The organism is Geothrix fuzhouensis (genome assembly GCF_024609325.1).
GTDB lineage: Bacteria > Acidobacteriota > Holophagae > Holophagales > Holophagaceae > Geothrix > Geothrix fuzhouensis.
This window is the reverse complement of record NZ_JANHMQ010000001.1, coordinates 860,068-886,245: the sequence shown is the minus strand read 5'-3', so window position 1 is coordinate 886,245 and position 26,178 is coordinate 860,068. Positions and strand designations below refer to the sequence as shown.

25 protein-coding genes are annotated in these 26,178 nt (G+C 64.9%); 9 read left to right on the top strand and 16 right to left on the bottom strand.

Annotated elements, in window-relative coordinates; genetic code table 11:
* Positions 1–3: 3 nt before the first annotated feature.
* The gene (locus NOV74_RS04085; protein ID WP_257309499.1) at positions 4–1,614 is read right to left on the bottom strand and encodes a DEAD/DEAH box helicase; all 1,611 of its coding nucleotides are present in this window, start codon (positions 1,612–1,614) and stop codon (positions 4–6) included.
* 147 nt (positions 1,615–1,761) lie between these two features.
* Between NOV74_RS04085 and NOV74_RS04080 the strand changes: the two genes are divergently transcribed.
* From NOV74_RS04080 to dusB, 5 genes are all read left to right on the top strand, one after another.
* Positions 1,762–2,814 carry an acyl-CoA thioesterase gene (locus tag NOV74_RS04080; RefSeq protein WP_257309497.1) on the top strand — a complete coding sequence of 351 codons (1,053 nt, stop codon included), beginning with the start codon at positions 1,762–1,764 and terminating at the stop codon, positions 2,812–2,814.
* 74 nt (positions 2,815–2,888) lie between these two features.
* Entirely contained in the window at positions 2,889–3,365 is a 477-nt protein-coding gene (locus NOV74_RS04075) for a SixA phosphatase family protein (protein ID WP_257309495.1), read from the top strand.
* Positions 3,362–4,195 carry an alpha/beta fold hydrolase gene (locus NOV74_RS04070; protein WP_257309493.1) on the top strand — a complete coding sequence of 278 codons (834 nt, stop codon included), beginning with the start codon at positions 3,362–3,364 and terminating at the stop codon, positions 4,193–4,195. The genes NOV74_RS04075 and NOV74_RS04070 overlap by 4 nt, the downstream gene beginning before the upstream one ends.
* Positions 4,196–4,292: 97 nt before the next feature.
* Positions 4,293–5,555, top strand: coding sequence for a transcription termination factor Rho (rho, locus tag NOV74_RS04065; RefSeq protein ID WP_257310557.1), 1,263 nt, complete (start codon positions 4,293–4,295; stop codon positions 5,553–5,555).
* A gap of 159 nt (positions 5,556–5,714) precedes the next feature.
* Positions 5,715–6,695 (top strand): tRNA dihydrouridine synthase DusB, encoded by a 981-nt coding sequence (dusB, locus tag NOV74_RS04060; RefSeq protein WP_257309491.1) that lies wholly within the window; start codon positions 5,715–5,717, stop codon positions 6,693–6,695.
* Between the two features lie 144 nt (positions 6,696–6,839).
* Here the strand turns inward: dusB and NOV74_RS04055 are convergent, their stop codons facing one another.
* From NOV74_RS04055 to NOV74_RS04035, 5 genes are all read right to left on the bottom strand, one after another.
* Positions 6,840–8,312, bottom strand: coding sequence for a helicase HerA-like domain-containing protein (locus tag NOV74_RS04055; protein ID WP_257309490.1), 1,473 nt, complete (start codon positions 8,310–8,312; stop codon positions 6,840–6,842).
* A gap of 39 nt (positions 8,313–8,351) precedes the next feature.
* A complete protein-coding gene (locus NOV74_RS04050) occupies positions 8,352–9,341 on the bottom strand; it encodes a cation diffusion facilitator family transporter (protein WP_257309489.1) in 990 nt (329 codons plus the stop codon).
* Between the two features lie 125 nt (positions 9,342–9,466).
* A complete protein-coding gene (locus tag NOV74_RS04045; protein WP_257309487.1) occupies positions 9,467–10,654 on the bottom strand; it encodes a hypothetical protein in 1,188 nt (395 codons plus the stop codon).
* Positions 10,651–11,499: a bifunctional hydroxymethylpyrimidine kinase/phosphomethylpyrimidine kinase gene (locus tag NOV74_RS04040; RefSeq protein ID WP_257309485.1), complete on the bottom strand. Its 849-nt coding sequence runs from the start codon at positions 11,497–11,499 to the stop codon at positions 10,651–10,653. The genes NOV74_RS04045 and NOV74_RS04040 overlap by 4 nt, the downstream gene beginning before the upstream one ends.
* 239 nt (positions 11,500–11,738) lie before the next feature.
* Positions 11,739–12,086 carry an HU family DNA-binding protein gene (locus NOV74_RS04035; RefSeq protein WP_503473175.1) on the bottom strand — a complete coding sequence of 116 codons (348 nt, stop codon included), beginning with the start codon at positions 12,084–12,086 and terminating at the stop codon, positions 11,739–11,741.
* A gap of 366 nt (positions 12,087–12,452) precedes the next feature.
* Here NOV74_RS04035 and truA point away from each other — a divergent pair, with 366 nt between their 5' ends.
* Entirely contained in the window at positions 12,453–13,244 is a 792-nt protein-coding gene (truA, locus tag NOV74_RS04030) for a tRNA pseudouridine(38-40) synthase TruA (RefSeq protein ID WP_257309483.1), read from the top strand.
* Positions 13,245–13,260: 16 nt separating this feature from the next.
* On the opposite strand, the gene NOV74_RS04025 is transcribed toward truA, so the two are convergent.
* The 9 genes from NOV74_RS04025 to NOV74_RS03985 form a co-directional block, all read right to left on the bottom strand.
* The gene (locus tag NOV74_RS04025; RefSeq protein ID WP_257309481.1) at positions 13,261–13,968 is read right to left on the bottom strand and encodes a hypothetical protein; all 708 of its coding nucleotides are present in this window, start codon (positions 13,966–13,968) and stop codon (positions 13,261–13,263) included.
* 22 nt (positions 13,969–13,990) lie between these two features.
* Positions 13,991–15,115: a DUF4388 domain-containing protein gene (locus NOV74_RS04020; RefSeq protein WP_257309479.1), complete on the bottom strand. Its 1,125-nt coding sequence runs from the start codon at positions 15,113–15,115 to the stop codon at positions 13,991–13,993.
* Positions 15,116–15,226: 111 nt separating this feature from the next.
* The gene (locus NOV74_RS04015) at positions 15,227–16,216 is read right to left on the bottom strand and encodes a gluconeogenesis factor YvcK family protein (protein ID WP_257309477.1); all 990 of its coding nucleotides are present in this window, start codon (positions 16,214–16,216) and stop codon (positions 15,227–15,229) included.
* 19 nt (positions 16,217–16,235) lie between these two features.
* Positions 16,236–16,772, bottom strand: coding sequence for a TPR end-of-group domain-containing protein (locus NOV74_RS04010; RefSeq protein ID WP_257309475.1), 537 nt, complete (start codon positions 16,770–16,772; stop codon positions 16,236–16,238).
* Between the two features lie 84 nt (positions 16,773–16,856).
* Complete coding sequence (locus tag NOV74_RS04005; protein ID WP_257309473.1) at positions 16,857–18,047, bottom strand: ABC transporter permease; 1,191 nt, start codon at positions 18,045–18,047, stop codon at positions 16,857–16,859.
* The gene (locus tag NOV74_RS04000; RefSeq protein WP_257309471.1) at positions 18,047–18,808 is read right to left on the bottom strand and encodes an ABC transporter ATP-binding protein; all 762 of its coding nucleotides are present in this window, start codon (positions 18,806–18,808) and stop codon (positions 18,047–18,049) included. The genes NOV74_RS04005 and NOV74_RS04000 overlap by 1 nt, the downstream gene beginning before the upstream one ends.
* 105 nt (positions 18,809–18,913) lie before the next feature.
* Positions 18,914–19,795 (bottom strand): undecaprenyl-diphosphate phosphatase, encoded by an 882-nt coding sequence (locus NOV74_RS03995; protein ID WP_257309469.1) that lies wholly within the window; start codon positions 19,793–19,795, stop codon positions 18,914–18,916.
* 37 nt (positions 19,796–19,832) lie between these two features.
* Positions 19,833–20,576 (bottom strand): hypothetical protein, encoded by a 744-nt coding sequence (locus NOV74_RS03990; RefSeq protein WP_257309468.1) that lies wholly within the window; start codon positions 20,574–20,576, stop codon positions 19,833–19,835.
* Complete coding sequence (locus NOV74_RS03985; protein WP_257309466.1) at positions 20,573–20,896, bottom strand: winged helix-turn-helix domain-containing protein; 324 nt, start codon at positions 20,894–20,896, stop codon at positions 20,573–20,575. The genes NOV74_RS03990 and NOV74_RS03985 overlap by 4 nt, the downstream gene beginning before the upstream one ends.
* Positions 20,897–20,962: 66 nt before the next feature.
* On the opposite strand from NOV74_RS03985, the gene NOV74_RS03980 reads away from it, so the two are divergent.
* The 3 genes from NOV74_RS03980 (at position 20,963) to NOV74_RS03970 (ending at position 24,688) form a co-directional block, all read left to right on the top strand.
* Complete coding sequence (locus NOV74_RS03980) at positions 20,963–21,991, top strand: GntG family PLP-dependent aldolase (RefSeq protein WP_257309464.1); 1,029 nt, start codon at positions 20,963–20,965, stop codon at positions 21,989–21,991.
* A gap of 2 nt (positions 21,992–21,993) precedes the next feature.
* Entirely contained in the window at positions 21,994–22,860 is an 867-nt protein-coding gene (locus NOV74_RS03975) for a periplasmic substrate-binding domain-containing protein (protein ID WP_257309463.1), read from the top strand.
* Between the two features lie 331 nt (positions 22,861–23,191).
* Complete coding sequence (locus NOV74_RS03970) at positions 23,192–24,688, top strand: P-loop ATPase, Sll1717 family (RefSeq protein WP_257309461.1); 1,497 nt, start codon at positions 23,192–23,194, stop codon at positions 24,686–24,688.
* Positions 24,689–24,849: 161 nt separating this feature from the next.
* Here the strand turns inward: NOV74_RS03970 and NOV74_RS03965 are convergent, their stop codons facing one another.
* Complete coding sequence (locus tag NOV74_RS03965) at positions 24,850–25,725, bottom strand: YicC family protein (RefSeq protein ID WP_257309459.1); 876 nt, start codon at positions 25,723–25,725, stop codon at positions 24,850–24,852.
* Between the last annotated feature and the right edge of the window lie 453 nt (positions 25,726–26,178).

Here is a 26,178-nt window from a genome sequence, read left to right as displayed (position 1 = left end):
AGGCTACTTCTTCTTCCACGCTTTCGTGGGCGCGGCCTTCCAGGGGCGGGGCGTGTCCTTGGCGGCGGGACGATCCTCCCAGGCCTTGCGGGGACCCGCGGCGGCGCTGGGCTTGGACTTCACATAGGGACGGGGCTTCTCGTCGAACTCGCTCCTAGGTTTGAAGCTGCCGTCGGGACGGGTCTTGGAGAAGGCGGAATCGGGGCGAGGCGAATCACCGCGGGCGGCATTGCGTTCCGCGTAGGAACGCTGGGGGCGGGGGCCGCCTTCCTTGCGTTCGCGGGTGGAGTCGAACCGGGGCTTGGCTTTGCGCTCGGGTTCGTTGGGCAGCTCGAAACCGGCAGACTGTTCGGCCTGGACGAGGCCGAGGAGACCGGCCACGAGGCGCACGGGATCGGCGTCTTTCAGTAGCTGGGCGGCCTGGGTGAGCAGGGCGGCGCTGGCGGCACCCTGGATGCCATCCAGGAGCTTGACGGTCTGGGCTTCGCGGATCTCTGCGGGGGTGGGCACGGCGCGCCAGTCGAGCTGGAGACCACCGCGGCGGCCCCAGGCCAGCAGGATGCGACTCTCCTTCCAGCCCACCAGGGCCAGGCTGGTGCCCTTGGCGCCGGCGCGACCCGTGCGGCCGCTCCGGTGGATGTAGTTCTCGAGCTGGGTGGGGATGCCCACGTGGACCACCAAGGGGAGGCCCTCGATGTCGAGGCCGCGGGCCGCCACGTCCGTGGCCACCAGGTAGCGCAACTTGCCATCCTTGAACTGGCCGAGGATGCGGGTGCGGGTGGCCTGGGCCAGATCACCGTGCAGGAAGGCCGCGGGCAGGCCCGAGACCGTCAGCTCTTCCGCGACTTCCTCGGTCTGGGCCTTGGTCTTGGTGAAGATCAGCGCGGAGCTGGGCTGGTCGCGAAGCAGCAGGTTCACGAGCGCCCGCACCTGCTGGTGATCGGGCACCAGCACGGGCGTGTGGGCGATGTCGGCATGCACGGCGTGCTCGCCGGCCTCGGCCAGCTGGATCTGGACCGGATCCTTGAGGAACCGTTTCGCCAGCTTGGCGATGGGGGCAGGCAGGGTGGCCGAGAACAGATAGGTCTGGGGCCCCGCGGGCACCTTCGCGAGAATGGTCTCCACATCCTCCAGGAAGCCCATGTTCAGCATTTCGTCGCACTCGTCGAGGACGATCATGGTCACGCGGCTCAGGTCGAGGGTGCCGCGGTCGAGGTGATCCTTCACACGTCCGGGGGTGCCCACGACCACGGGTGAACCCATCTGCAGGGCCCGGAGCTGGGGCTGGTAGGCCACGCCGCCGACGAGGTTGGCGATGGGAAGCTTGGGCACGAGGGTGTGCAACTCAGCGCCCACCTGCTGGGCCAATTCCCGCGTTGGCAGGAGGATCAGCGCCTGGGTGTGGCGATCGTCCGACAGGCGTTGCAGCAGCGGCAGGCCGTAGGCCAGGGTCTTGCCTGAGCCGGTGCGGCTCTGCACCAGCAGATCACGGCCTTCTAGGCCCGGCTGGATGGTCTGCGCCTGGACAGGCATGGGGGTCTCGAAGCCGCGCTTGGCCAGGGCGGCCAGCAGGGCTTCGCTGCAGCCGAGGGCTGCGAAGGTGGTCTCACTCACGATGTCTCCCGGGGCTATCCCTGCGCGAGTGTGCCGAATGGCAATCTCTGTTGGCGAACAGCGCCAGCCGGGAGGGGCCCAAACGATCAGCATCCCACGAAACGCCTTGATATTCCAGGGAGAATCACGGCTCGGGCATACTGGTCCATGGCTCTCCCCGAAGATCGCATCCTCACGCTCCCCCTTGGCTCCGATCCCTCTTTGCGGCGGCGCTACATGCTGTTGGACGAGGACCTCCCGGCCAACGTGCGCTTCGGCCTGATCCTTGAAGTCCTCGACAAGCTCGCGGAGGAATGCGCGCTCGAGTACGTGCGGGGAGTTCATCCCAAAGCCCGGGTGGTGACGGCGGCCATCGACACCATCTACGTGCGCCACGCCGCAGACGTCCGCCGCGACCTGGTGTTCCGCGCCCGGATCAATTTCGTGGGCCGCACCAGCCTGGAGGTGGGCATCCGCGTCGAGCAGGCCGCGGATCCCGGGGGCAGCCCAGGCGCGCACATCGCTTCCTGCTACTTCACCATGGTGGCCCGCAGTACCACGGGGGCCGGGGCGGAAAGCCTGGTCCTGCCCGCCTTCGAGCGTGACGATGCCCTGGCGGTGCGGCGCTGGGAGCGGGCCATCGCGCGGCGGGAACACTACCGCCCGCAGCTGCACCAGGCCCAGGAACCTCCCAGCCGCGAGGAATACGCCCTGCTGGCGTCCCTCCACGCGGCCCAGGACGAGCCCGACTTCCGGGGACTGATGGCTGGGGATTGCGTCACCAGCGGATGGGAGCGCACCTATCCGGAGCACGAGAACGTTCCTACCAAGATCTTCGGTGGGCACCTGATTCGCCAGGCCTATGAACAGTCCTCCATCTGCGCCGAGCAGGTGGCCCCCCATCGGCCCGTGATCGTGGCCGTGAACCGCATCAATTTCGTCCAGCCTGTGCGGATGGGCGACAAGCTGCAGCTTCTCAGCCGGGCCGTCTACTCCGGGAACACCAGCGTCTGTGTCGAGACCGACATCATCCGCGTGAGCCGCGACCGGACTCAGACGAACCTTTCCAACAGCTGTGTCTTCACCTTCACCAACGTGGATGACGAGCTGCGCCCCCAGCCGGTACCGCCCATCTATCCCACCACCTACGCTGAGGATGCCCGCTACCTGGCTGCGCATCGGCGGCGCGAAGCACGGCTGGCCTGGAAAGCCTCACGGTAGCGGTAAGATCGTGGCATGAGCACGAAGCAGGAGCGAAGAGCCACAGTGGCGAAGCCGAAGCCCGGAGGTGCCGCGTGACAACCCTGCTCCTCATCCGCCATGGCATCGCCGAGGACCCCCGGCCTGGCCAACAGGATGCGGACCGCGCCCTCACCCGAGAGGGCTGGACGAAAACCCGCGCGGCCATGAAGGGCCTCGTGGCCGGGGGCCGCCTCCCCACCCGGGGCTACAGCAGCCCCTATCGGCGTGCCATGGAAACCATGGTCTGCCTTCAGGAAGCCGCCGGAGCCTTCCCCATGGAGACCTCCCTGATGGTGTTGCCGGAAGGCCGGGTTCCCCTGGCGGACCTCTGGTTGCGCGGGCTCGCCGCAGAAGCGGATGGTGTCCTGGCCATCGTCAGCCACCAGCCTTTCCTCGGCGAGCTGATCTTCCACCTCACGGGCCGCAACCTCGAAGTGAAGAAGGCCAGCTGTACCGTCATTCGATGGGAGGGCGGCGCCTGGCGGTTCGAGCGGCAGTACCAGCCCTCCGAACTGAGGCACGGAGCATGAAGCCACAGCCCACCTTCGCGACCCTGCGCTCGGGCGTGAAGCTGCACTTTCGCGTGCAGGGGAACCCGGACGGCCCCTGGTTGGTGCTGCTGAACGGACTGCTCTCGGACACCACCATGTGGGCTGGCGTGCTGCCTGGCCTGACGGGTCGCTACCGCATCCTCACCTTCGACAGCCGGGGGCAGGGCAGATCCGACGCGCCCGAAGATGGCCCCTATCCCACGGCCCTCCTGGCCCAGGAGGCCTGGGAGCTGTTCGGCATCCTGGGCGTGGAACGCCCATGGCTGCTGGGCCTGTCCAACGGCAGCGCCATGAGCCTGGAGCTGCTGACCACCTATCCCGGCACCTTCGCAGGTGCGGTCCTCACCAGCGCCATGCCCCACATCGACTTCGCCATGGCCCTCAAGACGGAGCATTGGGCGCATTGCCTGGAGGTGGGCGGTCCCCTCATGCAGTTTGACGCCGTGGCCCCTTTCCTTTGGGGCGATGCCTTCCTGGAAGCCCGCCATGGGGTGCTTCGCGCCTACCACCAGGTGGTGACGGGTGCTGGTCGTCCTTTGCACGGCAACCTGCATCAGATCCGGGGGATCCTGGGCTGGGATATTCGAGAGCGGCTGAGTCTCATTCAGGAGACTGTGTTGGTGCTCTCCGGCGCCGAGGATCTCCTGACACCCCCTTGGAAATGCCTGGACACCGCCCGGCGTATAACCCGTAGCCGCTTCGAGATTGTCCCGGGCATCGGGCATGCCTACCCTGTGGAGGATCCCAAAGGATTCGTTGCCCGGATTCATCGATTCATGGATAAAGACGATGTTGGGTTTGGCGGATAGGGTAATCTGGCCTACCATAAAACCTTCCCCGAGCCACTTCCGACTCGCCCTGCCCCTGAGGTGACCTATGGCCACCCCTACTCAGTCTCCCGTCATCTTGAGCCTGCAAGAGCTCAAGGAGCTGTCCATCGGCAAACTGGCCGAGTTGGCGAAAGAGCTGGAGATCGAAAACCCGCTCTCCATGCGCAAGCAAGAGCTGGTGTTCCGGGTGCTCCAGGCCCAGGCCGAACGCGAGGGCCAGTTCTTCGCCGAGGGCGTGCTGGAAGTGCTGCCCGAGGGCTTCGGCTTCCTCCGCAGCCCCGATCAGAACTACCTTGCAGGCCCTGAGGACATCTACATTTCGCCCAGCCAGATCCGCAAATTCAACCTGCGCACCGGGGACACGCTCTCCGGCATGATCCGCGCGCCGAAGGAGGGCGAGAAGTTTTTCGCCATGCTGCGGGTGGACGCGGTGAATTTCGATCCACCGATGACCGCCAAGGAGCGCCTGCATTTCGATGACCTGGTGCCGTTGTATCCGAAGCACCACCTCCGCATGGAGCGGGATCCCCAGGAGCTGAGCACCCGCGTCATGGATCTGATGACGCCCCTGGGCAAGGGCCAGCGCGCCCTGATCGTGGCCCCACCGCGCACGGGCAAGACCGTCCTGCTGCAGAACATCGCCAACTCCATCACCGCCAACCATCCCGAGGTCTTCCTCATCGTCCTGCTCATCGACGAGCGGCCTGAGGAAGTGACGGACATGGAGCGCAGCGTGAAGGGCGAGGTGGTCTCAAGCACCTTCGACGAGCCCGCCACCCGCCACGTCCAGGTGGCCGAGATGGTCATCGAGAAGGCCAAGCGGCTCGTGGAGCACAAGAAGGACGTGGTGATCCTGCTGGATTCCATCACGCGCCTGGGCCGGGCCTACAACACGGTGGTGCCCCCCAGTGGCAAGGTGCTGTCCGGCGGCGTGGACTCCAATGCATTACAAAGACCGAAGCGGTTCTTCGGCGCGGCCCGCAACATCGAGGCCGGCGGCAGCCTCACCATCATCGCCACGGCCCTCATCGAGACCGGCAGCCGCATGGACGACGTGATCTTCGAGGAGTTCAAGGGCACCGGCAACAGCGAGATCGTGCTGGACCGCAAGCTCAGCGACAAGCGCATCTTCCCTGCCATGGACATCCAGAAATCCGGCACCCGCAAGGAAGATCTGCTCATCGACGCCGCCAAGCTCGCCAAGATCTGGGTGCTCCGCAAGATCCTCAGCGCCAGCGGCCCCAGCGAGAGCATGGAGTTGTTGGTTGATCGCCTGGGCAAGGCCAAGACGAACGATGAGTTCCTGGCCAATCTCCAGGAACCGCCGCCCCGCAGGTAGTGACCCTGCCCGGAATCCGGCTGCGTCGGATGTCGAGGTGTGCACCGCTTTGCGTTTCCAGAAGGCCACATGCCTTTTGGGAGGCCCAGCCTCTCTTGCCCTGAATATGGCCGCAGGTCAAATTCGGAGCCCTCGCTACACTGGAAGGTCGGACAAACCATGACCTTTCCTCACAGCCCATTCCACATCCGCGATATCGAGGTGCCCAACCGCCTCGTCATGGCGCCGCTGCACGAGATCACCGACCAGCCCTTCCGGAAGTTCATCCGGGAGATCGGCGGAGTTGGGCTCACGGTGTCGGAGATGATCAGCAGCGAGGCGCTGATCCGGCATGCCGTGAAGGCGGAGAAGATGATGGCGGCGACGGGCGAGCGGCCGCTCTCCATGCAGATTTCCGGCGGTCGTCCCGAGGCCCTGGCGGAGGGGGCGGCGTTATGCGAAGCCGCGGGTGCCGACTTGGTGGACCTGAACATGGGCTGCCCGGCCAGCAATGTGACTAAGGGCGGGGCGGGCTCAGCGCTGCTCAAGGACATCCGCCTGGCGGAGCGCTGCGTCACGGCCATGGTGAAGGCCGTGCAGGTGCCCGTGACCGTGAAGATGCGGGCCGGCTGGGACGCTTCGCAGAAGGAGCGGGGTGAGTTCCTGGACTTCCTGCGCATGTTCGAGGCCGTGGGTGTACAGGCCTTGGCCATCCACCCGCGCACCCGCGCACAGCAGTACGAGGGCCATGCGGACTGGAGCATCATCGCCCGGGCCGTGGAGGCGGGCACCGCGTATCCCATCATCGGCAACGGGGACGTGAACGCCGCCGCCGATGCTTTCCGGATGGTCGAGGAGACCGGCTGTGCCGCCGTGATGATCGGTCGTGGGGCGCTCTACAACCCCTTCCTCTTCCGCCAGATCCTGGAGCCGGAGTTCGTCGTGACGACGGAGATGCGCATCGACGCCACCCTGCGGCTCTTCCAGATCCTGCTCGATCTGTTGGAGCCCCGCGAGGCCCTGCATAAGATCAAGAAGATCGGTGCCTGGTTCACCAAGGGCGTGCCTGGCGGCCACGGCTTCCGCCAGAACCTCCACGCCGCCAGTGATCCCCAGGCCCTCATGGCCGCCATCGACGCCCTGAGGCACGCCGCGGCCTGACCATTGGTTCATCGGAAAAGCGGAACACAGAGGACGCAGAGCACCACAGGAGGCACAGAGAAAAGCAGCAATTCTCTGTGGCCTCTGTGGGCTTCTGTGAACTCTGTGTTCCTGATTTCCTAAGGTGATGGAAGGGCCTGATGATCAGCGCCGCCGTCCGCCGCCGCCGAAGATGGAGCCCATGACGCCACGGATGATCTGGCGGCCGATGGAGCTGCCGGCGGCGCGAATGACGCTCTTGCCGAAGGCCTCGACCATGGTGTCGGAGCGGCGGGCGGGTTCCTTGTTGGCCTTGGCCTCCGCCTTGGCCTGGGCCTCGGCCGCCTCCTGCTGCATGGCCACCTCGGCGCGGGCCTTCAGCTTCTCGAAGGCACTCTCCCGGTCCACGGCCTGCTCATAGTGTCCGGCCAGCAGGGAGGTCTTGATGACCTGCTGCCGCTCCTCGGGTGTGATGGGTGACAGCTGACTTTCGGGCGGGCAGACGAAGGCGCGCTCGACAACGGTGGGACGGCCCTTCTCATCCAGGAGGGATACCAGCGCCTCACCCACGGCCAGCTCGGTGATGGCCGCGGCCACGTCGAGGCCGGGATTGACGCGGAAGGTCTCGGCGGCGGCCTTCACGGCTTTCTGGTCGCGGGGGGTGAAGGCGCGGAGGGCATGCTGCACCCGGTTGCCCAGCTGGCCCAGCACCTTCTCGGGAATATCGAGCGGATTCTGGCTCACGAAATAGACGCCCACACCCTTGGAACGCACCAGGCGCACCACCTGCTCGATCTTGTCCAGCAGGGCGTCTGGCGCGTCGTTGAAGAGCAGGTGGGCCTCGTCGAAGAAAAAGGCCAGCTTGGGTTTTTCGGGATCACCCACTTCGGGCAGCCGCTCGAAAAGTTCTGACAGCAGCCAGAGGAGGAAGGTGGCGTAGAGCTTGGGGGCGTTGATGAGCTTGTCCGCCGCCAGGATGTTGATGACGCCGCGTCCCTTGGCATCGGTCTGCATGAGGTCGTCGAGATCGAGTGCCGGTTCACCGAAGAAGGCCTCGGCGCCCTGGCTCTCCAGCTCTAGCAGGCCGCGCTGGATGGCGCCGATGCTGGCGGCGGAGACATTGCCGTACTGGGTCTTGAACTCGGCGGCGTGATCACCCACGAACTGGAGCATGCTGCGCAGGTCCTTGAGGTCCAGCAGCAGCAGGCCGTTGTCGTCGGCGATCTTGAACACCAGATTCAGCACGCCGCCCTGGGTATCGTTCAGATTCAGCAGCCGCGAGAAGAGCAGGGGCCCCATGTCGCTGATGGTGGTGCGGACCGGATGACCCTGCTGGCCGTAGAGATCCCAGAAGGCCACGGGATAGCCCTTGTACTCGAAGCCTTCGAGCTTCAGCTGGTCGACGCGCTCGACCACTTTCGGGTTGTCGCCGCCGGGCTTGCAGACGCCGGGCAGGTCGCCCTTCACATCCGCCAGGAAGACCGGCACGCCGATGGCCGAGAACCGCTCGGCCATAGTGCGCAGCGTCACGGTCTTGCCCGTGCCGGTGGCGCCAGCTACCAGCCCGTGGCGATTGGCCATGCGAGGCAGCAGGACAAGTTCGGATGTGCCTTTGGCGATCAGCAGGGGCTCGGGCATGGGGGCCTCATGGCGATGATGGAACGAGGGTAGCGAAGCTCAGGCAGGCCCGGCGGCGATGGCTTCTTCAAGGATGAAGGCACCGTCAGCAGTCTTGGCCGCTTGCCTGATGGTGCAACCTTCCGCTGGACAGCGCTCGCAGTAAAGGCGCCCGCAGGGATCCACATGGGTATGAACTTCGCCTTCGATATCGGCCTCTTCCAGCGTCCGCTTGCCGAAGCCTTCGCAGAGGTCGTGGGCTAGACGCACCGGATAGTACTCGGGCACCACCATGTGCACGTCCAGATGGGTGTAGCGGCCCGAGCGGAAAGTGCGCATCTCATGGACTGCGATGATGTCCCAGGTGCGAACGCGGTTCATGGCCGCAAGTACCTTCGCCAGCACCTCGGGATCCTCCATGTCCAGCAGGGCCTGGGAGGATTCCTTCACCAGCCGGAAGCCCGTGCGGGCCAGCAGCAAGCCCACGACCATGGCCATGACCGGATCGAGCCACTTGATGCCCGTGAGCTTCACCGCGAACAGGCCGGTGACGATGCCCACGGTGGTCCAGAAATCGGAGAGGATGTGGTGCCCATCCGCTTCCAGGGCCTTCGAGCGCGTTTTGCGGCCCTGGGTAAGGAGGAACCAGCCCAGCATTCCGTTGAGGGCACCAGCCACCAGATTCACGGCCAGGCCCAGGCCCAGGTTCTTGAGTTCCACGCCGTAGATGAGGCCCTTGGCGGCCTCGAACAGGATGAAGGCGGCGGCGAGGGAAATGAGGCCGCCTTCGAAGGCCGCGCTGAAGTGCTCGATCTTGCCGTGGCCGTAAGGATGGTCCTTGTCAGCGGGCTTGCCGGCGAAGACCACCGCGCCCAAAGCGAAGATGGCGGCCACCACGTTCACAACGCTTTCAATGGCGTCCGACTTCAGGGCCACCGAGCCCGAAAGCACGAAGGACAGGTATTTCAGCCCGAGGACGACGATGCCCGCCGAAATGGACAGGAGGGCGACGCGGACCCGGGATCGCTGTTCGAGGTGTTCGGCGGACATGGTTGCTCCGGCTCCAACGGTACCAGCCAGAAGAGAAAAAAGGCGCCACTAAGAACACGAAGGGAACAACTCAGGACAGGAAGATCGAGTCTGTTCCTTCGTGTCCTTGGTGGAGAACCTTTGACTTAGTCAAAGTCCTCGAAGAGCCCGCGCTGGACGCCATTCCCGGGATCCGCGGGAAAGGGGAAAGCCGCCGGCAGGGACCAGGGACGATCAGGATCGAAGGGCGATGGCGGCGGCAGATCCGGCGGCAACCAGCGGAGCGCGGGAGAGGGCTGGATCTGGGCCAGCATCGCCAGGGCACCGGCCTCAGGCGGCACGGCAGGTACGCGCAGCAGGATGGTCGGTGGGTGATCCAGAGTGTCAGGCCACGCCGCTGGCTGGAGCGCACGGGCCTCCAGAGGCGCGGGATCTCTGGGATCCGCGGCCAGTCCGGGGGTGAAGGCGCCAGGTGCCGGGGGCAGCGGCAGGCTGGCGCGCCAGGGCAGGCCTTCTCGCAAGGCCTGACGCCCAAGGAGGGCCGCGATCCGCGGGTCGCTGCAGGCGCCCAGGTGAATGGGCGTCTTCAGCCGCTCCTGGAGCAGGGCCTTCAGGGCCCTCAGTTGGCCAAAGGCCGCAGGCCAAGCCCCGCCGGCCCGCTGGAACTCGATGCCCCCCACCAGGGCCAGCCTCCAGCCGGCGGCGCGGCGCAGGAATGGGAGGTCCACCCAGGCGCCCGCCGACATGCGCTGGGCCAGGCCCCGTTCCGCCGCGCCCTGGGCCTCGGACAGGGCGGCGATCAGGGCCTCACCCGAGGCCAGCGTGGAGAGGGCGCCGAGGGGCAGGGCCACTTCGCCCCAGAGCCAGCCGGGCGGCACTTCGTCGCCGGGGGCGGGGGTGCCCAGGTCCGGCAGGTGCCACGTCGCGCCAGTCTGCGGGACCCAGCCCAGCACGCCCTGGCGCCAGGTTTCGCCGAGGGGCCCCTCCGGCATTTCCGGGGCATGGAGCCAGCCCCGGAAGGCTCCTCCGGGGAGTTGGGCCGCGAACTCCGGCCTCAGGTGCAAGGTCAGACCAGGGACGGCGGAGATGGCCTCCCACCAGCCCTGGCGGGATTCCGCGGGAAGGGCTTCCATCCAGGCCGGGGGGTGGTCCCAGATCAGGCCGAAGCCGCCAGGGAGCAGAGCCGCCAGGTTCATGAGACGGGCCAGGGCGCGGCCCGGCGCGGCGTGGACCGAAGCCAGGCCCTCTTCGAGGAACCGCGACCCTGCCCAGCCCGCCCAGGGGCCGTCCGTCGCCGCACGCAGGATGAAACCCTTGCCTTCGTTCTCCGTCACCGGGCCCCCTTGGCGGCGGGTTCCAGGGGCACCGGCAGGGGCGCAAACATGGGCCGGCCGGCGCCACCGGGACAGAAGGCCGAGTCCCAGCGGGCCCGCAGGCGCTGGGCTGCCTCACGGGCGGCGGCGCGATCGTCCAGCCCGCGCAGGCGCAGGCCCAGCCAAGAGGCCGAGAGAAGGCAGCCCGTGCCCCTCCGCTGACCCGGCAGCCGCGGCGCTGCGTCGAGGCGCTCGGTGCCCTCGCGGGTGATCCACAGGTCCTGCACCAGGTCGCCGGGGGCATGGCCACCCTTGAGCCAGACGGCCACGGCGCCAGCCTCCAGCCAGGGCGTGGCCAGGACTTCGGGTGGGGCCGTGCGGATGGCCTCTGGCGGCAGTCCGGCGAAGGCGGCGGCCTCACCTCGGTTGGGGCTCACCACCCAACCGCCCATGGGCAGCAAGTCGGCGGCCAGGTGACGAAGATCCTCACCATCATGCAGGCCCACTCCGGCGCTGGGCGCCATGATGGGATCCCAGATGCGGACCGGTGGTGCAAGGTGGCGCAGCGTGGCGCAGAGTCGCCGGAAGGTGCTCGCCTCCAGGGCGCAGAGGCCGATCTTCACGCCCCAGCGGCCCGCCAGATGGGGAGCGAGGGTTTCGAGGCGCTGGACCGGATCCAGGCTCGGGGCCTCGATCCGTGTGCAAGCCAGACCGTTCTGGAGGGTCTCCGCCAGGCTCACCGCCATGGGTTGGCAGCCCAGCTCTGCCAGGGCCAGGGCATCGCGCAGGAGACCCGCCCCCGCAGACGGGTCCATCCCGCCCAGGCACAGGGCGACCGGCGGGGCGCTGGGGTGGGTGGCAGTCATGGCGAAGTCCCAGGATGACACAGGATGAGCGCCGGACGCTCCTCCCCTGCCGCCGCCGCATCACAAAGAAAGACGGGGTTTACGGCGGTCCATTTCTGGAAAAACCAGGAATCGGGCCCATCGGAGGTTGGCAGGGTGTTCAACTATTAATATTTAAAAAAAGGGCTTTGACATGAAACAGGACCCGCCGAAACGGGTCCCGCGATCCTGGTGTCCAGCTTGGGCTGGTCAGCCTAATCCTACTTGCGCTTCTTGCCACCCTTGCCGTTGACTTCGTCAGCCAGCTTCTTACCGGGCTTGAACTTGGCGACCTTCTTGGCAGCGATCTTGATGGGCTTGTTGTCGCGGGGGTTGCGGCCAGTGCGGGCGCCGCGGTTGGCGACGGAGAAAGTGCCGAATCCCACGAGGGTGACCTTGTCGCCAGCGCGCAGGGCGGAAGCGATGCCACCGAGCACCTGATCCAGGGCCGCAGCGGCCTGGGCCTTGGTGATGCCGGCCTTATCGGCGACGGCGCTGACCAGTTCAGCCTTGTTCATGGAAACCTCCGAATTTGGGGATCTGTATCCCCGGGTTGAGAAAAACGAAATCGGCTCCCTGTGGAGACGACCGTACCTGCTGGGTTTTCGAACATCATTGGCCCGGAAAGGCCGATGAATACTGCATTTCCTAAACTGCCAAGAAGCTACGCCGCAGATGTAGCGTGGTCAAGGTTTTTCTTTCAAAAAAAAAGGGAGATCGGCCCCCCTGGGGGCTCTGAGTCCGCATGGAACATCCAGATGGCCGGAAATGCTGGAGCCTAAGTTCCATGTATGTCGCAGATCACCGTAGAACGGGCCATTGGGGAGGAACTCCCACGCAGAAGGCCCGCAGAGGGGCAGTTCCCGACCTAGGAAGGCCCAACAAAACGCCAACCAGCTTCGTCGGGTTTTGTTCAGCGCTCTAAGATGGATCCCATGACACATCCCTTCTTCCTAACCGTGGCCTATGCGGGCGGGGGCTTTCACGGCTGGCAGATCCAGACAAGTCTGCGGAGCGGGCAGGGGGATCTCTGGAAAGCTTTGCGGGCCTTCGAGCCAGCTGCGCCCATGCCTCAGGGCACGGGGCGCACCGATGCGGGCGTGCATGCCCGCGCCCAGGGCGTGCTGATCCATACGTCTCGGGCCTGGGAGCCCTATCGCCTTTTGGCGGCACTGAACGCGCACCTGCCGAAGGACATCCGGGTGATGCAGGCGCGCCCTGCTCCCGAGGGCTTCTTCCCGCGGCAACACGCGGTGGCCAAGCGCTACATCTACCGGCTGGGCCTGGGGCCGGCCGAGGATCCCTTGATGGCTTCCTACCGTTGGCACATCCATCGGGCAGCGGCCTTGGATCTCCCGGCCATGGCGGAGGCGGTTGCCCCTCTGCTCGGCACCCACGACTTTTCCAGTTTCCGCTGTACGGAATGTGCCGCGAAGTCCCCCGTCCGGACCTTGCATGGCATTCGCATCGTGCCCGGAGACGGCGGTGTGGATCTCATTTTCGAGGGCAGCAGCTTCCTCATGCATCAGGTCCGCATCGTGACCGGCACGCTGGTGGAAGTGGGGAAAGGGCGGCGGCTCCCGGCTTCCCTCGGGAGCGTGTTGGCTGCCAGGGATCGCACCCAGGCCGGCCTCACCGCTCCGCCGGAGGGCCTATGCCTGGAGAAGGTCTGGTACGAGGCCCGCTGGGGCATGGGCGAGCCCAGTCCCTGGGGCGAGCGGACGTGACTTCAGCCTGAAACCTTCAATCGAGGTAGAACCCCACGCCCTGCCAAACCTTGAAGCGGATCTTGCCATCCTTGGAGGTAGCCGGGTCGAAGACGACCTTCTTGGCGGCCTCGACACAGGCTGCGTCCGCCTCCTTCTCATCCGGCCCATCGCCAGGGAGACCCTGGACCAGCCGGGAGGCGATCACTTCGCCCTTCTCGCTGACCAGGACGTTCACCACGACGACGCCCTTCGGACGGCTGGAGAAGAGCCCCGAGGACTTCAGCCGCGGGGTCACGCGGTTCAGGTTGAGAGGTCGGGCGGGTTGGATCTCCTCGCCCAGCACGACCAGATCCCCCTCCGCCGGGGCTGCGTTCACCTTGCTGCGGAGTTCCTGGTTCTCGGCCTTGAGCTTCGCTGCCTCCGCGGTGGCGGCTTCAGCCTCCTGCCTGGCGGCCTGCACGTCCTTCAAAATGGCATCCCCGCCCCCCTTGTTCTCCTGGAGGGTGGCGCGAAGCTCATCCGCTTCCTTGCGGGCGGCCTCTGCCTCCGCTCGGGACAAGTCCCTGGCCTTCTGGGCGGCGGCCAGTTCCTGCTGGATGTCCTCGGTGGCCGCCAAGCGCTGCTTGAGGTCGTTCCGTTCTTCCGTGAGCTGCTTGACCTGGGCCTGAAGCTGGGCCGGGGTGGGCTTCTTCGCCGCGGCGAGGGGAAGGGTGATCAGCAGTAGGGCGATGGCGATGCGCATGGCGCCTCCGGAATGGGAGGGGTCAGCGGAGGACGAGCGGCTGATCTCCCCCCTGGGCGGGTTTGGACGTCTTGAGAATCCCACGCTTGATGAGCCGCGAGAAGATGGCGAGGCATTCATCATGCTCGAAAGGGGCAATGGTGAGGATGTCGCGGATGGACCACAGGCCATTCACCCGGCTGGCCAGAAAGGCTTCGTTGGAACCGAGGTCCGTGGTCATCAATTCATCCAGGCTCACCGCCAGCTCAGGCACCAGTTCCAGGTCCAGCTTCTTGTCCTCCAGAAGATCCTGGACCACGACCATCATTTTCCCGGCATCCACATGCCTGGGCTGGTCCTTGAGGATGCGCCGGAGTTCCACCTGGGCCTCCTGCAGCTTCTGTTTCTCCACGAGGGCGCGGGCCCGCTGGAGCTGGAGGCTCGGGTTGTCACCGACGCTGCCGCCAGCGTTCACAAGACGCACCAGCCCCTTTTCGTGGAGGTCGAAGAGCAGCTTGTTGATCTTGAACTCGGGCATGCGGATGTCCAGCACCAGCTGATCCAGACGGATATGCCCGTCCAGGCGCGCGAGGAGGTCGGCGTCCTCCGTGGCCAGCGGCAGGTGCTCGGCGATGGCCTCGGAAACGGCCGCCAGGACAGCGTCGCCACCCTTGATGACCCTCCGGATGCGCTTCCAGTCGTCCATCCGACGGGCGCCCTCCAGCACGATGCCGGTGACGTCGAGACTGAGCAGCATGGATTTCTGGTGGGAGGCGGCGCCATCGTGGAATTCGAAGCTGCCCACACTCCACAGGAACGTGTCGTAGATGCTCTCCTCCACCTTCATCTGCACGATGCGCCGGACCTCGGCTTCCGTGATCAGGTGGCGGTTGATGAGGATGCGCCCCAGCAGCTGCTGTTCGTCCTCCTGAGTGGCCAGGGCGTCCCGCAACTGCTCCTCGGTGATGCGGTTGAAGGCCAGCAGATACTGGCCCAGGTACTCGCGTGGATCGGAGGACCAGACGCTGGTGATGCGGCCCTCGTGGAAGGCCACCCGTTTGGTGTGCAGGGGACCCCGAAGCTCGAGTACGCCGGACTTCTTGCCCACGGCGAGCCACTGGAAGAGGTCTTCCAGGCCCATCGTCGCGAGATCACCACTCAGTGCCAAGGCCCAGCCTCCTCTCCAGACAAGGCTACCTCGATACTTGGCCGAAACCCAGGGTGATCAGAAATCTCCAAGTCTCTGGACCACCCGTGGGACCTGGCTTCGCGTGGTCTCTCAGAGCCGAGTCAGCGTCTCGCGGATGGCCTGATTCAAAAGGTCCGGGTGATGCCGCGCCAGCGGGGCCTCAGGATCCAGCAAGGGGAAACGATGGACCGGGATGCCCAGGACTTCACTGGAGAAAGCCGAGATCGGCTCGCCACCCTCTTCCCGATAGCGGGCCAGCATCTCCGGTTGGAGGGGCGCGGAATTGGCGATCACCGCCGAGATGCCCACGCGCCCGAACGCGGCTATGGCGGCCACATGGTTCTCCAGGTCCATCCCAGAGGATTCCCCGGGTTCGGTCATGAGGTTGGCCACGTAGATCACCGGCGCCCGGGATATGGCCACGGCCTCCTGGAGTTCGGATAGCAGGAGGTTGGAGATCGTGGAGGTGTACAGGCTGCCGGGGCTGAGGAGCACGAGATCGGCCCGGAGGAGGGCGAGGACTGCCTCCGGCAACGGTTCGGCTTCGGCAGGCTCCATCCACAGGCGGGCCAAGGGCGGGTGGCAGGAGCCCACGGCTGTTTCGCCTTCGTAGCGGCGGCCGTCCATGTCTTCGGCACAGAGGGTGATGGGCACCACGGTGGAGGGAAAGAGCCGGCCCACCGTCACCAGCACGCCTGAGAGCTGTCGGATGGCGCGCACCCAGTCGCCCGTGAGGTCCGCCAGGGCCCAGAGCATGAGGTTCCCCAGGGAGTGTCCGGCCAGGCTGCCGTCCCCCTTGAAGCGGTAGTTCAGGAGGTCCGACAGCGCCGAATCCTCCAGCGTCAGGGCGGACAGACAATTGCGAAGGTCTCCCGGAGGAATGCCGCCCAGCTCGTCACGCAGGCGCCCGGAGGAACCACCGTTATCGGAGACAGTGACGATGCCGGTGAGCTTCCAGGGGTCGCGGCTGCGCCCGGCCTCGCGCTTCAACGCGCGCAACAGCGCAGCCAGTCCCGTGCCGCCACCCAGCGCCACCACCTTCAAGGGCTGGTCAGCGTGGAGACCCAGGGGGCCTATCACAGGGCGGTCCAGCGCGGGCCTAGTGGCCTTCAGTGAAGGCGAAGAGGGGAGACTTGCGAACGGAGTTGAAGTCCGGCTCCATGTGCCACTGGAAGATCAGGTCGGCATCCAGTTCCACGGCCTTCTTCAGGTTTTCCGCAGCGGCTTCGGCATTATCCGCCTGGGCGAAAGCCACGGCGCGGAGGTAGTGGAGGTTGCCCTGCGCCGAGTGCGCCTTGATGGCCTTCTCAAGCTGCTTGAGCGCGCCATCCGTATCGCGCCGGTTCAGGCTGGCCTGGATCTCGGTGATGACATCGGGGGTGCTGACTTTGGCGGGGTGCAGCTTCGATTCGGCCAGGGCGTGGTAGACCTGGGCCCGGCGCTTGATCGCCCATTCACCTGCGGCCTGGGCCTCATCGATCAGCGTGTCCAGGGCCTTGATGGCCTCGGCGTATTTGCCGCCGTCCACGAGCTTGACGGCCTTCGCGAAGGCACCGGCCAACGACGAGGGCTGGGGCTGGGCGGCCGGAGCGGGGGCGGACTTGGGAGCTTGTTCTGACTTTGCCTTCGTCGCCATGCGTGATCCTCGGGAAGCCTTGGAGAAACTATAGGATGACAGCTTTCTCCGGGCAATGTCCCCCCGGCCCCGGGGAATCCACCCTCAGGCCTTGAAGAGGGCCTTCTCCCGGTTGAGGATCCGGGTGGAAACCCAGGTCATGAGGGCCGCCAGACCCACCGTCATGGCGAAGGCCACCAGGTATTCCATCTGGTTGAACTGCTGGCTGAACAACTTGCGCAGGGCCAGACAGACGTTCACCACGGGCACGTAGGAAAGGAAGGCCATCTTGTCCACGCCCGGAGACATGGTGAAGATGCCGAGGAAGACCACCAGGAAGATGCCAGGCGTGATGGCGCTGCCGGCCTCGATGGTGTTCCGGGCCTGGATGCCCATGAGCAGGATGAAATTCGAGAAGAAGAGACCCAGCGGCACCATGATCATGAAGGTGAGACCCAGGGTCATGGGGTTGGCTACGGCCGCCAGCGCCTGCATGGAATTCGTGGAGCCCCCTCCGATGAAGGGGATGGAGAGGCTCATGCTCAACAGGTTCAGCAGCGCCGCGATCACGCCCATGCTGAAGATGTAGAGCAGCTTGCCCAGGATGATCTGGTTTCTCGGGAGGCGCGTGGCCATGAGGCTCAGCAGTGTGTGGCGCTCCTTCTCTCCGGCTGTGGCGTAGATCCCGTGCTGCATCGAGCCGGTGTACATCATGATCATCAGCAGGTAGGGGAGAATCCGGCCCAGAACCTTGCCCATTTCCAGGGTCGGGTCCGCGGCATTCTTCACCTCCAGCTTCAGAGGCTCCGCCAGCTGGGAGGAGGCTCCAAGCGTCTGCAGCCGCGCCTGGATCCAGCTCTTCTCCTGGCCTTTGAGGGCGTCTTTGACGCGCTTGAGCGCCAACTCGGAGGTGTGCTCGCTCTCATCCACGGTGACGGCCAGGGTGAAGGTCTCGGATCTCTGGAGTGACGCGGCCGCTCCCTGGTCCGCCTCCAACGCCAGGTCCAGCTTCTGATCACGGAGGGCCTGTTTGAGGTCCCCCTCGGGTTTCGGCACCAGCTCGAACTGTTTCCGGTCGGCTTGCAGCATCCCGGAGATGGCACCCGAGGGATCGGCCAGGTAGATCCGACTGGCCTTATTGCGGTTCTGGTCCTCATCCCGCTTCGCCATCTTGGCCATCATCCCGAAGATGGCGGGGTAGAGCAGGAAGGGCAGCACGAAGGCGAAGAAGAGTGTCTTCCGATCCTTCGAGAGTTCCAGGAACTCTTTCTTGGCGATGAGCAGAGCGCCGCGCATCAGTTGCCCCCTTCCGATTCGGCCGCCAGTTGGAAGAAGACTTCATCGAGGGACTTGGCACCTCGGGACCGCAGGAGCTCCAGGGGCGGGGCGTCGCCGTGCAGCTTGCCGTCGAAGATGATGCCCACGCGGTCGCAGATGTCTTCCACCATGGGCATGACATGGGTCGACACGATCACGGTGCGGCCCTCCTCCCGCATGATGCGGAGCAGGTCCAGCACGGTCTTGGCGGTGAGCACGTCCAGGCCCGTGGTGGGTTCGTCGAAGATCACGACCTTCGGATCGTGCAGCAGGGCCCGGGCAATGCTCACCTTCTGCTTCTGCCCCGAGGAGAAACCTTCCATCTTTACGTCCGCGAAATCGGCGAGCTGGAGCTTTTCCAGCAGATGCAGGCCTCGGCGCTCGGCGATCATGGGATCCACATTCTGAAATTCCCCGAAGATCCGGAGCAGCTCTCGGGGCGTGAAGCGCACGTACACGCCCATGTCCGTGCTCAGGTAGCCCAGGCAGCCGCGGACCGCCTCGGGCTTCTGGCGGGTCTCGTGGCCACAGACATGGATGGAGCCCATATCGGGCTCCATAAGACCGGCGATCATGCGCAGCGTGGTGGATTTGCCGGCGCCGTTCGGGCCCAGCAGGCCGTAGATCTCACCCGGTTTCACCTCCAGCGAGATCCCGCGCACGGCGTCGATGCGCTTGGTGACGCGAGTCTTCCGGTCCTTCACCGTGAAGGATTTGTGGACCTCATTCAGCTGGATCACCGGGCCTCCGGGCAGGAAGGTCCCAGTGTAGGGGCAAGCAGCCTTCCAGAGCGGATGGACCGGCGAACGGCGTGGACGGGCCGGTGAACGGGGGCGACCGGACTGTCAGTGATGCCCGAGAGCGCCTGTGGCGCTCAGGGCCAGCATCACCAGGCCCAGGCCCAGGCAATAAAGGGCGAAGCCGTTGAGCTTCGGCTTCCGGGTGAATCGGTCCAGGATGCCGATGGCCATGTAGCCCGAGATGGCCGCGACCAGGACACCCATCCCGCAGAGCAGGGCAGGGGAGGCCGAGCCGGCGGGGAAGGCCAGTTCTGGTGGCAGCGGCTGGTGGTGGAGCAGGGGCTTCAGCAGGCCCCGCAGTTCCACCACCGCGGCCGCGGCGATGGTGGGCACGCCCAGGAGGAAGCTGAACCGCGTCGAGACCGGGAGCCGCAGACCCTGGAACACGCCCATGGCGATGGTTGATCCCGAGCGCGACAGCCCGAAACCGCCGCCGATGCCCTGGATGGCGCCCACGGCCAGGGCATCCGCGGCCCGGAGGTCGCCGAGACCGCGCCCGGCCTGGTCATCGCCAGCCAGATTGATCCGCTCACGGCTGAGGCGATTGGCAAAGTAGAGCAAGGCGGAGGTGCAGACCAGCCCAATTCCGTAGACCCACAGATGCTCCTTCGCCACCTCTTTCACACCTTTGGTGGCCAAGCCGAAGATGCCCGTGGGGATCATGGCGATGAACAGCCACAAGGCCAGCTTCCGGCCCTCCGAATCGCGGCCCAGGCAACCCATGGCCACCTGGAACAGCTCGCGGCGGAAATAGATCGTCAAGGCGACCAGGGTGCCGACATGGAGTAGCACGTCGAAGGCCAGGGGCATGGGGCGCCCCCCGAACATCAGGTGCTCGGCCAGCGTGAGGTGCGCCGTAGAGGACACCGGCAGGAATTCCGTCAGGCCCTGGATCAGCCCCAGGAGGATGGCGTGCAGCAAGTTCATTCGGTCTCCGGCACAAAGGGATAGTGTGCCAGAGCCCTCAGGCTTCCCGGGGGAGCGCCCGCAACATCGCCAGGTATTCGCGGTGTTCGCGCCATCCGCGCACCATGGCCAAGGCCCCCCAAATCAGCACCACATAGATGAGGACAAGGATGCTGACGCCCATGACGTCACCGAAGATGCCCCAGCCGGTCTTCAAGGGCGGAGTCGGCGGCCCGAAGCTGAAGATGAAGAAGGGCAGGAGCCAAAGAATGGACTGGCCCACCAGCACGACGTAGGCGCGGGCCTCCTCGATGCCGCGAATGGCCCAGGGCATGGGCAGGAGGTAGAGGAAGGGCATCAGCAGGATCCACATGGGAGGAGGACAAAGGGCCGCCCGGGGCTGGTGCGCTTGCAGGAAGCCCGACGCGAAGGCGTACAGGCCCGCCAACAGCACTGTGATGAGGAACAACGCAAGGCCCAGGATCCAGAACCAGCGCCGGCGCTCGTAGGTGCCATCGGGCGATGCCTTCACGAGCCCGAGGCGCCGGTAAAGGATTCGGCTACCCAGCCCTTTAACGGCGAGCCAGAGGAAGGGTACCCAGACGAGATACTCGATGAAGAGGCGGTCCAAAACATGGGCCCCCATGAAGTTCGGGCTCAGCGCAGCGATGACGAAAACCACCGCCATCAGCCCCCCCAACGCCGTGGCCAGGCCGCTCTTGCGGGCCTGGAAGGCTGCATAGTCGCGGGTCAGGGCGGCCAAGGCTGCAAGGTCCGGCCCGTTGAGATCTGTCGTGGTCATGGCTTTCCTTCCTTCGGGAGCAGGGCCCGGAGCTGGTGGTGGTAGGCACGGAGGGCCGTCCGCCCGTCCTCCGTGATGCGAAAACTGGTGACGGGGATGCGGCCCTGGAAGGCCTTGACCGTCTCGAGATACCCGGCCGCTTCCAGTTTTTGCGTGTGGCTGGAGAGGTTGCCCTTGCTCAGCCCCGTGACCCGCTGGAGGAAGAGGAAGGCCACTTCCTCCGCCGAGGCCAGTACGGTGAGGATGGCCAGGCGGGCCGGCTCATGGACCATCCGATCCAGTTCGAGGATGGCCTTGGGGGTGGTTTCGTTTTTGACCATGAAACAGGTTTGCAATACAAACAGGTTTCGTCAACTGAAAAGCGAGACCCGTGATTGAATCTCCCCATGCGATCCATCGACCTCCGCTCCGACACCGTGACCCAGCCCTCGAAGGAGATGCGTGCCGCCATGGCGGCCGCGGAAGTCGGGGATGACGTGTTGGAGCACGATCCCACCATGGCCCGCCTAGAGGGCTGGGTGGCGGAGCTGCTGGGCCTGGAAACGGCCTTGTGGGTGCCTTCAGGCTGCATGGGCAACCTGATCGGCCTGATGCTGCACCTCAAGCGTGGTGACCGGTTCCTGGCGCCTGCCCAGGCCCATGTGCTGGGCGCGGAGCTGGGCACTGGTGCCTGGCTGGCGGGCGGCATGCCCGAAGCGCTGGCCTGGGAGGGCGGTCCCGGCCGGCCCACGCCGGCCCAGGTGGCCAAGGCTGCGGGGTCGCCCGGTCCCTACTACGCGCTGCGCACCACGCTGCTCTGCCTGGAGAACACCCACAACTTCGCGGGCGGCGCCGTGACACCGCTGGCCGAACATCGCGCCCTGGTGGCCGCCGCCAAAGCCGCGAAGCTGGCGGTGCACCTGGATGGCGCGCGGATCTGGCACGCCGCGACCGCGCTGGGGCTTGCGCCCTCTTCGCTCACCGAAGGCGTGGATACCGTTCAGGTTTGCCTCAGCAAGGGGCTGGGTGCGCCCATGGGCTCGCTGCTGGCTGGTACGAAGCCTGTCATCGCAGAGGCCCGGCGCCTGCGCAAGATGCTGGGTGGCGGTGTCCGCCAGGGCGGTGTCGTGGCCGCGGCGGGCCTGGTGGCGCTGGACTACCTGCCCCGGATCGCCGAGGATCACGCCAAGACCCGGCGTCTCGCCGAAGGGCTGCGCGCCTTCGGCATCGCGGCGCCCACGCCTGAGACGAACATTCTGCTGGTCCCTGTGCCCGATGCCGCCGCGGCTCTGGCGGCGCTGGAAGCCATCGGCGTTCGAGCCCTGCCGGTGGGACAGGCCGTCCGCTTCATCCCCCATCGCGACATCGAGATGGCCGACATCGAGGACGCCCTGCGCCGCATCGAACCCCAGGCCCACCTGCTGCGGTCGGCCTGATCATGAAAGCCCGCCTCATCCTTGTGGTTGTGGTGCTGCTCGCCCTGGCTGCGGGCGGGTACTGGTGGTACCAGGACACGTTGGTGCCGGTGCCGCTGGTTTCGAACGAAGCCTTGTTCGTGCCCGGCCAGCCCGAGTTCGGCGAGGACGAGGCGGTGGTGGAGGCGCTCTTGCCCCCAGGCCCCGGGGTCGAGGCCTTCCTCGTCGCCCAGTCTTCCCTCGCGCTGTTGGAGAAGGCCCCCGAAGGCGATTGGATTGGACAGTTGTTGTCCACCCTTGAGGGTTCGCGACACGGGCGCCGGTGGCGCCTAGGCGTGCGCCCAGGCTGGCGGCTGCAGGACGGAACGATGCTGGATGCCACGCGGATGGCCAAGGATCTGGCCCCCGAGCTCGGACGGCTGGGGGGAACCTCCCGCGTGATCGACGGCACCACCCTCGACCTGCGGTTCAAGCTCCGCCAGGCGAACCTGCCGACCCTACTGGTTCAGTGGCGAATTCCCGGCAGCGGGCCCTTCATGCGCCAAGGGCTGACCCTCACCCGCTTCGAGCGCTTCACCCCGGGTCGTCCGGGCCTGGCTGGGGTGAAAGTCGCCACCGATCCGGCCCTGCTGGAAAGCCGTGCCTGGGCCGAAAGCCTGGCCGCCCGCCGCTGGGCCTGGGCCGTGTTTCCAGGTCAGGTGGCGCCCGAGGATATGGCAAAGGTCCGCATCGCCCCCTACGACGAGTACCGCATGAAGGACGGCACCGTGTGGTTCCTCTCCCGCCGCATGCGGCGCCTCAGGCCCGATCCTTCGGACTGGACCCGCACCAGACTCTTCGGCACCTGGAAGAGCTCCACAGAATTGCCGTACGATCCATTAGGGTTTTGAGATCACCTGAAACCGATCGATCCTCATCTAAGATTTTTTCACCAACTTGAGTAGCAATCTTGGCCGGCGAATCGCTATCGCGTTGAACATTATTTATTCGGCGATGGTGTCACTTGAGAATGTTTGCTGAACGGTTTACCGAAATTCGGCGCGGATTTGCATCTTCATTAGGAAGCAGCAAGCTGAAGTGATGTAAGCAAGCTAATCATCTGCGGTGGGCTTTGCTTTAAAGGGATAGAACTGAGCAATGCATTAAGGTGGTTCACAAGTTCAATCGCCATAAGGATTGAATTTATCGGTATAGTTTTCTTGTGCTTCAAACGGAGTGCCTGTGGAAAAGCTGACCGTCTTGCGAAGGCTGACATTTGGAAGCCGGATTGCAGAAGAGGAAACCGATGCCTTGTCTCAATATTTTGTTGAGACTGATGCCTGGGCTCAGGTATTCGGAGGTGCAATTGATGTTGTTTATGGACCGAAGGGATCGGGGAAGAGCGCTCTATATTCTCTCCTAATTGCCAAGCGTGAGCCCCTTTTCGACAGAGGCATACTTCTGGTGGCTGGTGAGAATCCTCGCGGTGCAACAGCCTTCAAGGGAATCACAGTCGATCCGCCTCTCACCGAGCTAGAATTCACCAGCCTTTGGAAGTTGTATATCTGCTGTCTACTTCACGCGGTCCTGAACGAATACGACATCACTAACCAACCCGCAACAGAACTAGGCAGGATTCTGGCTTCAACCGGGCTCGTAAAGGGCTCAGGGTCTCTTGCCCAATTGCTTGCGAAAGTGTCTGCCTATGTGAAGCGGGTGATTCGCCCAGAGTCCGTCGAAGGGATCGTTAAATTCGACCCAAACACTCAACTTCCAGTCGGGGTTGGCGCCAAAATCAATTTTTCCCCTGACAGTCAAGGAGACGCAAGTGGAAGCACGAGTGTTGATCGACTCCTGGAACTAGCAAATGAAGCTTTTACGGAGAACGGATTTACTGTCTGGGTCTTGCTTGATCGACTAGATGTAGCCTTCGCCGAACATGAGGATCTCGAAGCAAACGCTCTCCGTGCTTTGTTCCGGGTTTATCTAGATCTAATGGCGCATCCCCAGATCAAACTCAAAATTTTCCTCCGCTCTGATATTTGGTCAAGAATTACTGAAAGTGGGTTCAGAGAAGCCAGCCATATCACCCGAACACTCACGATTGAATGGAATCAATCGTCCCTGTTGAATCTCGTTGTTCGCCGCGCAGTGTATAACAATGATCTTCGTGATTTCTATTCGGTGGCAATCACTCTTCCCACAGCGCCACTTGTTGAGCAGGAAGCTTTCTTCTATCGACTTTCCCCTGCCCAGGTTGAGGTGGGTCCCAACAAATCTCCGACGTTCGGCTGGGTGATCTCTCGGACAACAGATGGGCTTAAGGTTGTCGCCCCTAGAGAAGTCATTCACTTCTTCAACAGGCTTCGCGAAGTGCAATCACAGCGACTGGAAGTTGGGGGGGCACAACCTGAAGCAGAAGCCCTGTTTGAGCGGGGAAGCTATAAAGAAGCCCTTCCGGAAGTGTCCAAGATTCGATTAGAGCAGACGCTGTACGCGGAGTACCCGAATCTCAAACAGTGGCTTGAGAAACTCCGTGGTGCGAGAACAAAGCAGTCTGTTGCGACTCTTTCCAGCATTTGGGGGGTTTCTAGTGAGGAAGCAAATTCGATTGCTGGCAACTTAGCTCGCATTGGTTTCTTTGAAGTTCGAGGAGACCGAACCGAGCAGGTGTTTTGGGTCCCCTTTCTATACCGTGACGGCTTAGACATGAGACAAGGGACCGAGGATCTTGATTAAGTTTCCAGGTCCCGTGATTCGTACCAATACGAACCCCAAGAGGCCTTCCGGGGCTGTAATCCGAAAGTCGGGCGCTTAGAGCGGACAGGCACCTAACCAACCCCAGGAAGGGAACGTCTGCGGGGTGGGATCACCCTTATGTGGGCTAGCTAATCGTCCGCTCACTCCAAATTCGCCGACTGCTCTCTGATCTGATCCAGGGCGCCCTTGGCTTCCATGACGGCTCGGGTCATGGGGAGGCGTTTGCATTTGCTGCCGGTGGTGTTGAGTTCGCGGAGGACTTCTTGGCACCAGACGTCGATGGCTTTTCCTTCGAGGCGGCCGGTGGTGAGGCGTTCGGCGAAGTCGTCGAGGTGGGCGGCAAGGCGGGTGAGTTCTTCGCGCACGTCCTGGCGCTCGGCCAGCACGCCGGCTTCGGCCAGCAGGCGCTCGGCGGGGAGCTGGCCCGCGAGGCGGGCGTCCTCCAGGAGCTGCTCGATGCGCTGGCGGTAGAGGCCGGGGAGTTCCGCGGCCTGGAGGTCCGCCTCGGCCTGGAGGCGCTCGCACAGGGAGCACAGCCGCGCCAGCCCCTCCACGAAGAAGGGGCGCAGCCGCTCGGCCTCTCGGGCCCGGCCTTCGTTCCACGTGTCGAGCAGGGCCGCCAACGCCTCGCGCACGGGCGCCTCCATGCGCTCGCCCAGGTCCGAGGCGGGGGCCTGGAAGGCGCCGGGCAGGCGGAAGAAGGCTTCGGCGGTGAGGGGCGGCAGGTTCAGCCATTCGGCGTCCTCCTGCCAGCTCTTGGCCACGGCGCGAAGCAGGGCGCGGTTCAGGCGGGGCTCCAGCGATGGCTCATCCTGCACCTCCACCGTGAGGTCGAGCTTGCCGCGCTGGGCGGCTTCGCGCACCTGGGTGCGCAGGCCGGCCTCCAGCGGGAACAGGGCCGGGGGCAGGCGCAGACTGAGATCCAGGGCCTTGCTGTTGACGCTGCGGAGGGACAGCCGGAGCTGCCCGGCGGCCAGGGGCCGGACGACCTCGGCGAAGGCGGTCATGGATTTCATGGGCGAGACCTCGGAGGCGTGTTGGTCTTTCAGGGTAGCGCGGCGCAGGGCTCGCGTTGATTGTCGTCGGAAAGCAAAGGAACACCACCAAGACACCAAGGCACCAAGAAAAGCGAATGCAGGTCTCGGTGCCTTCTTGGTATCCGCGATGCGGATTCGCGAGACAAAATCGCATCTGGTGTCTTGGTGGTGGGAATTTTCTTACCTGCTTATCGGCGAGCCTCAGACTGAAAGCTCGAAACCGCAGATGCCGCAGATGGGCGGAGAAAAGGCATCCCTAAGCAGAGGTCGCGGAGGCCGAGGAAAGCGGAGGAAAGGAACATGCACCCGGCGCTCCAGCCAGGACATCCGGGCCTACGGTCCCAGGTCGCGCTTCGCGCGGCCTGCTTCGCGGGCGGCGGCCATGGTGGCCCCTGGAAGCCGCCCGGAGCCGTCGCCCGCGAAGGGATGTCT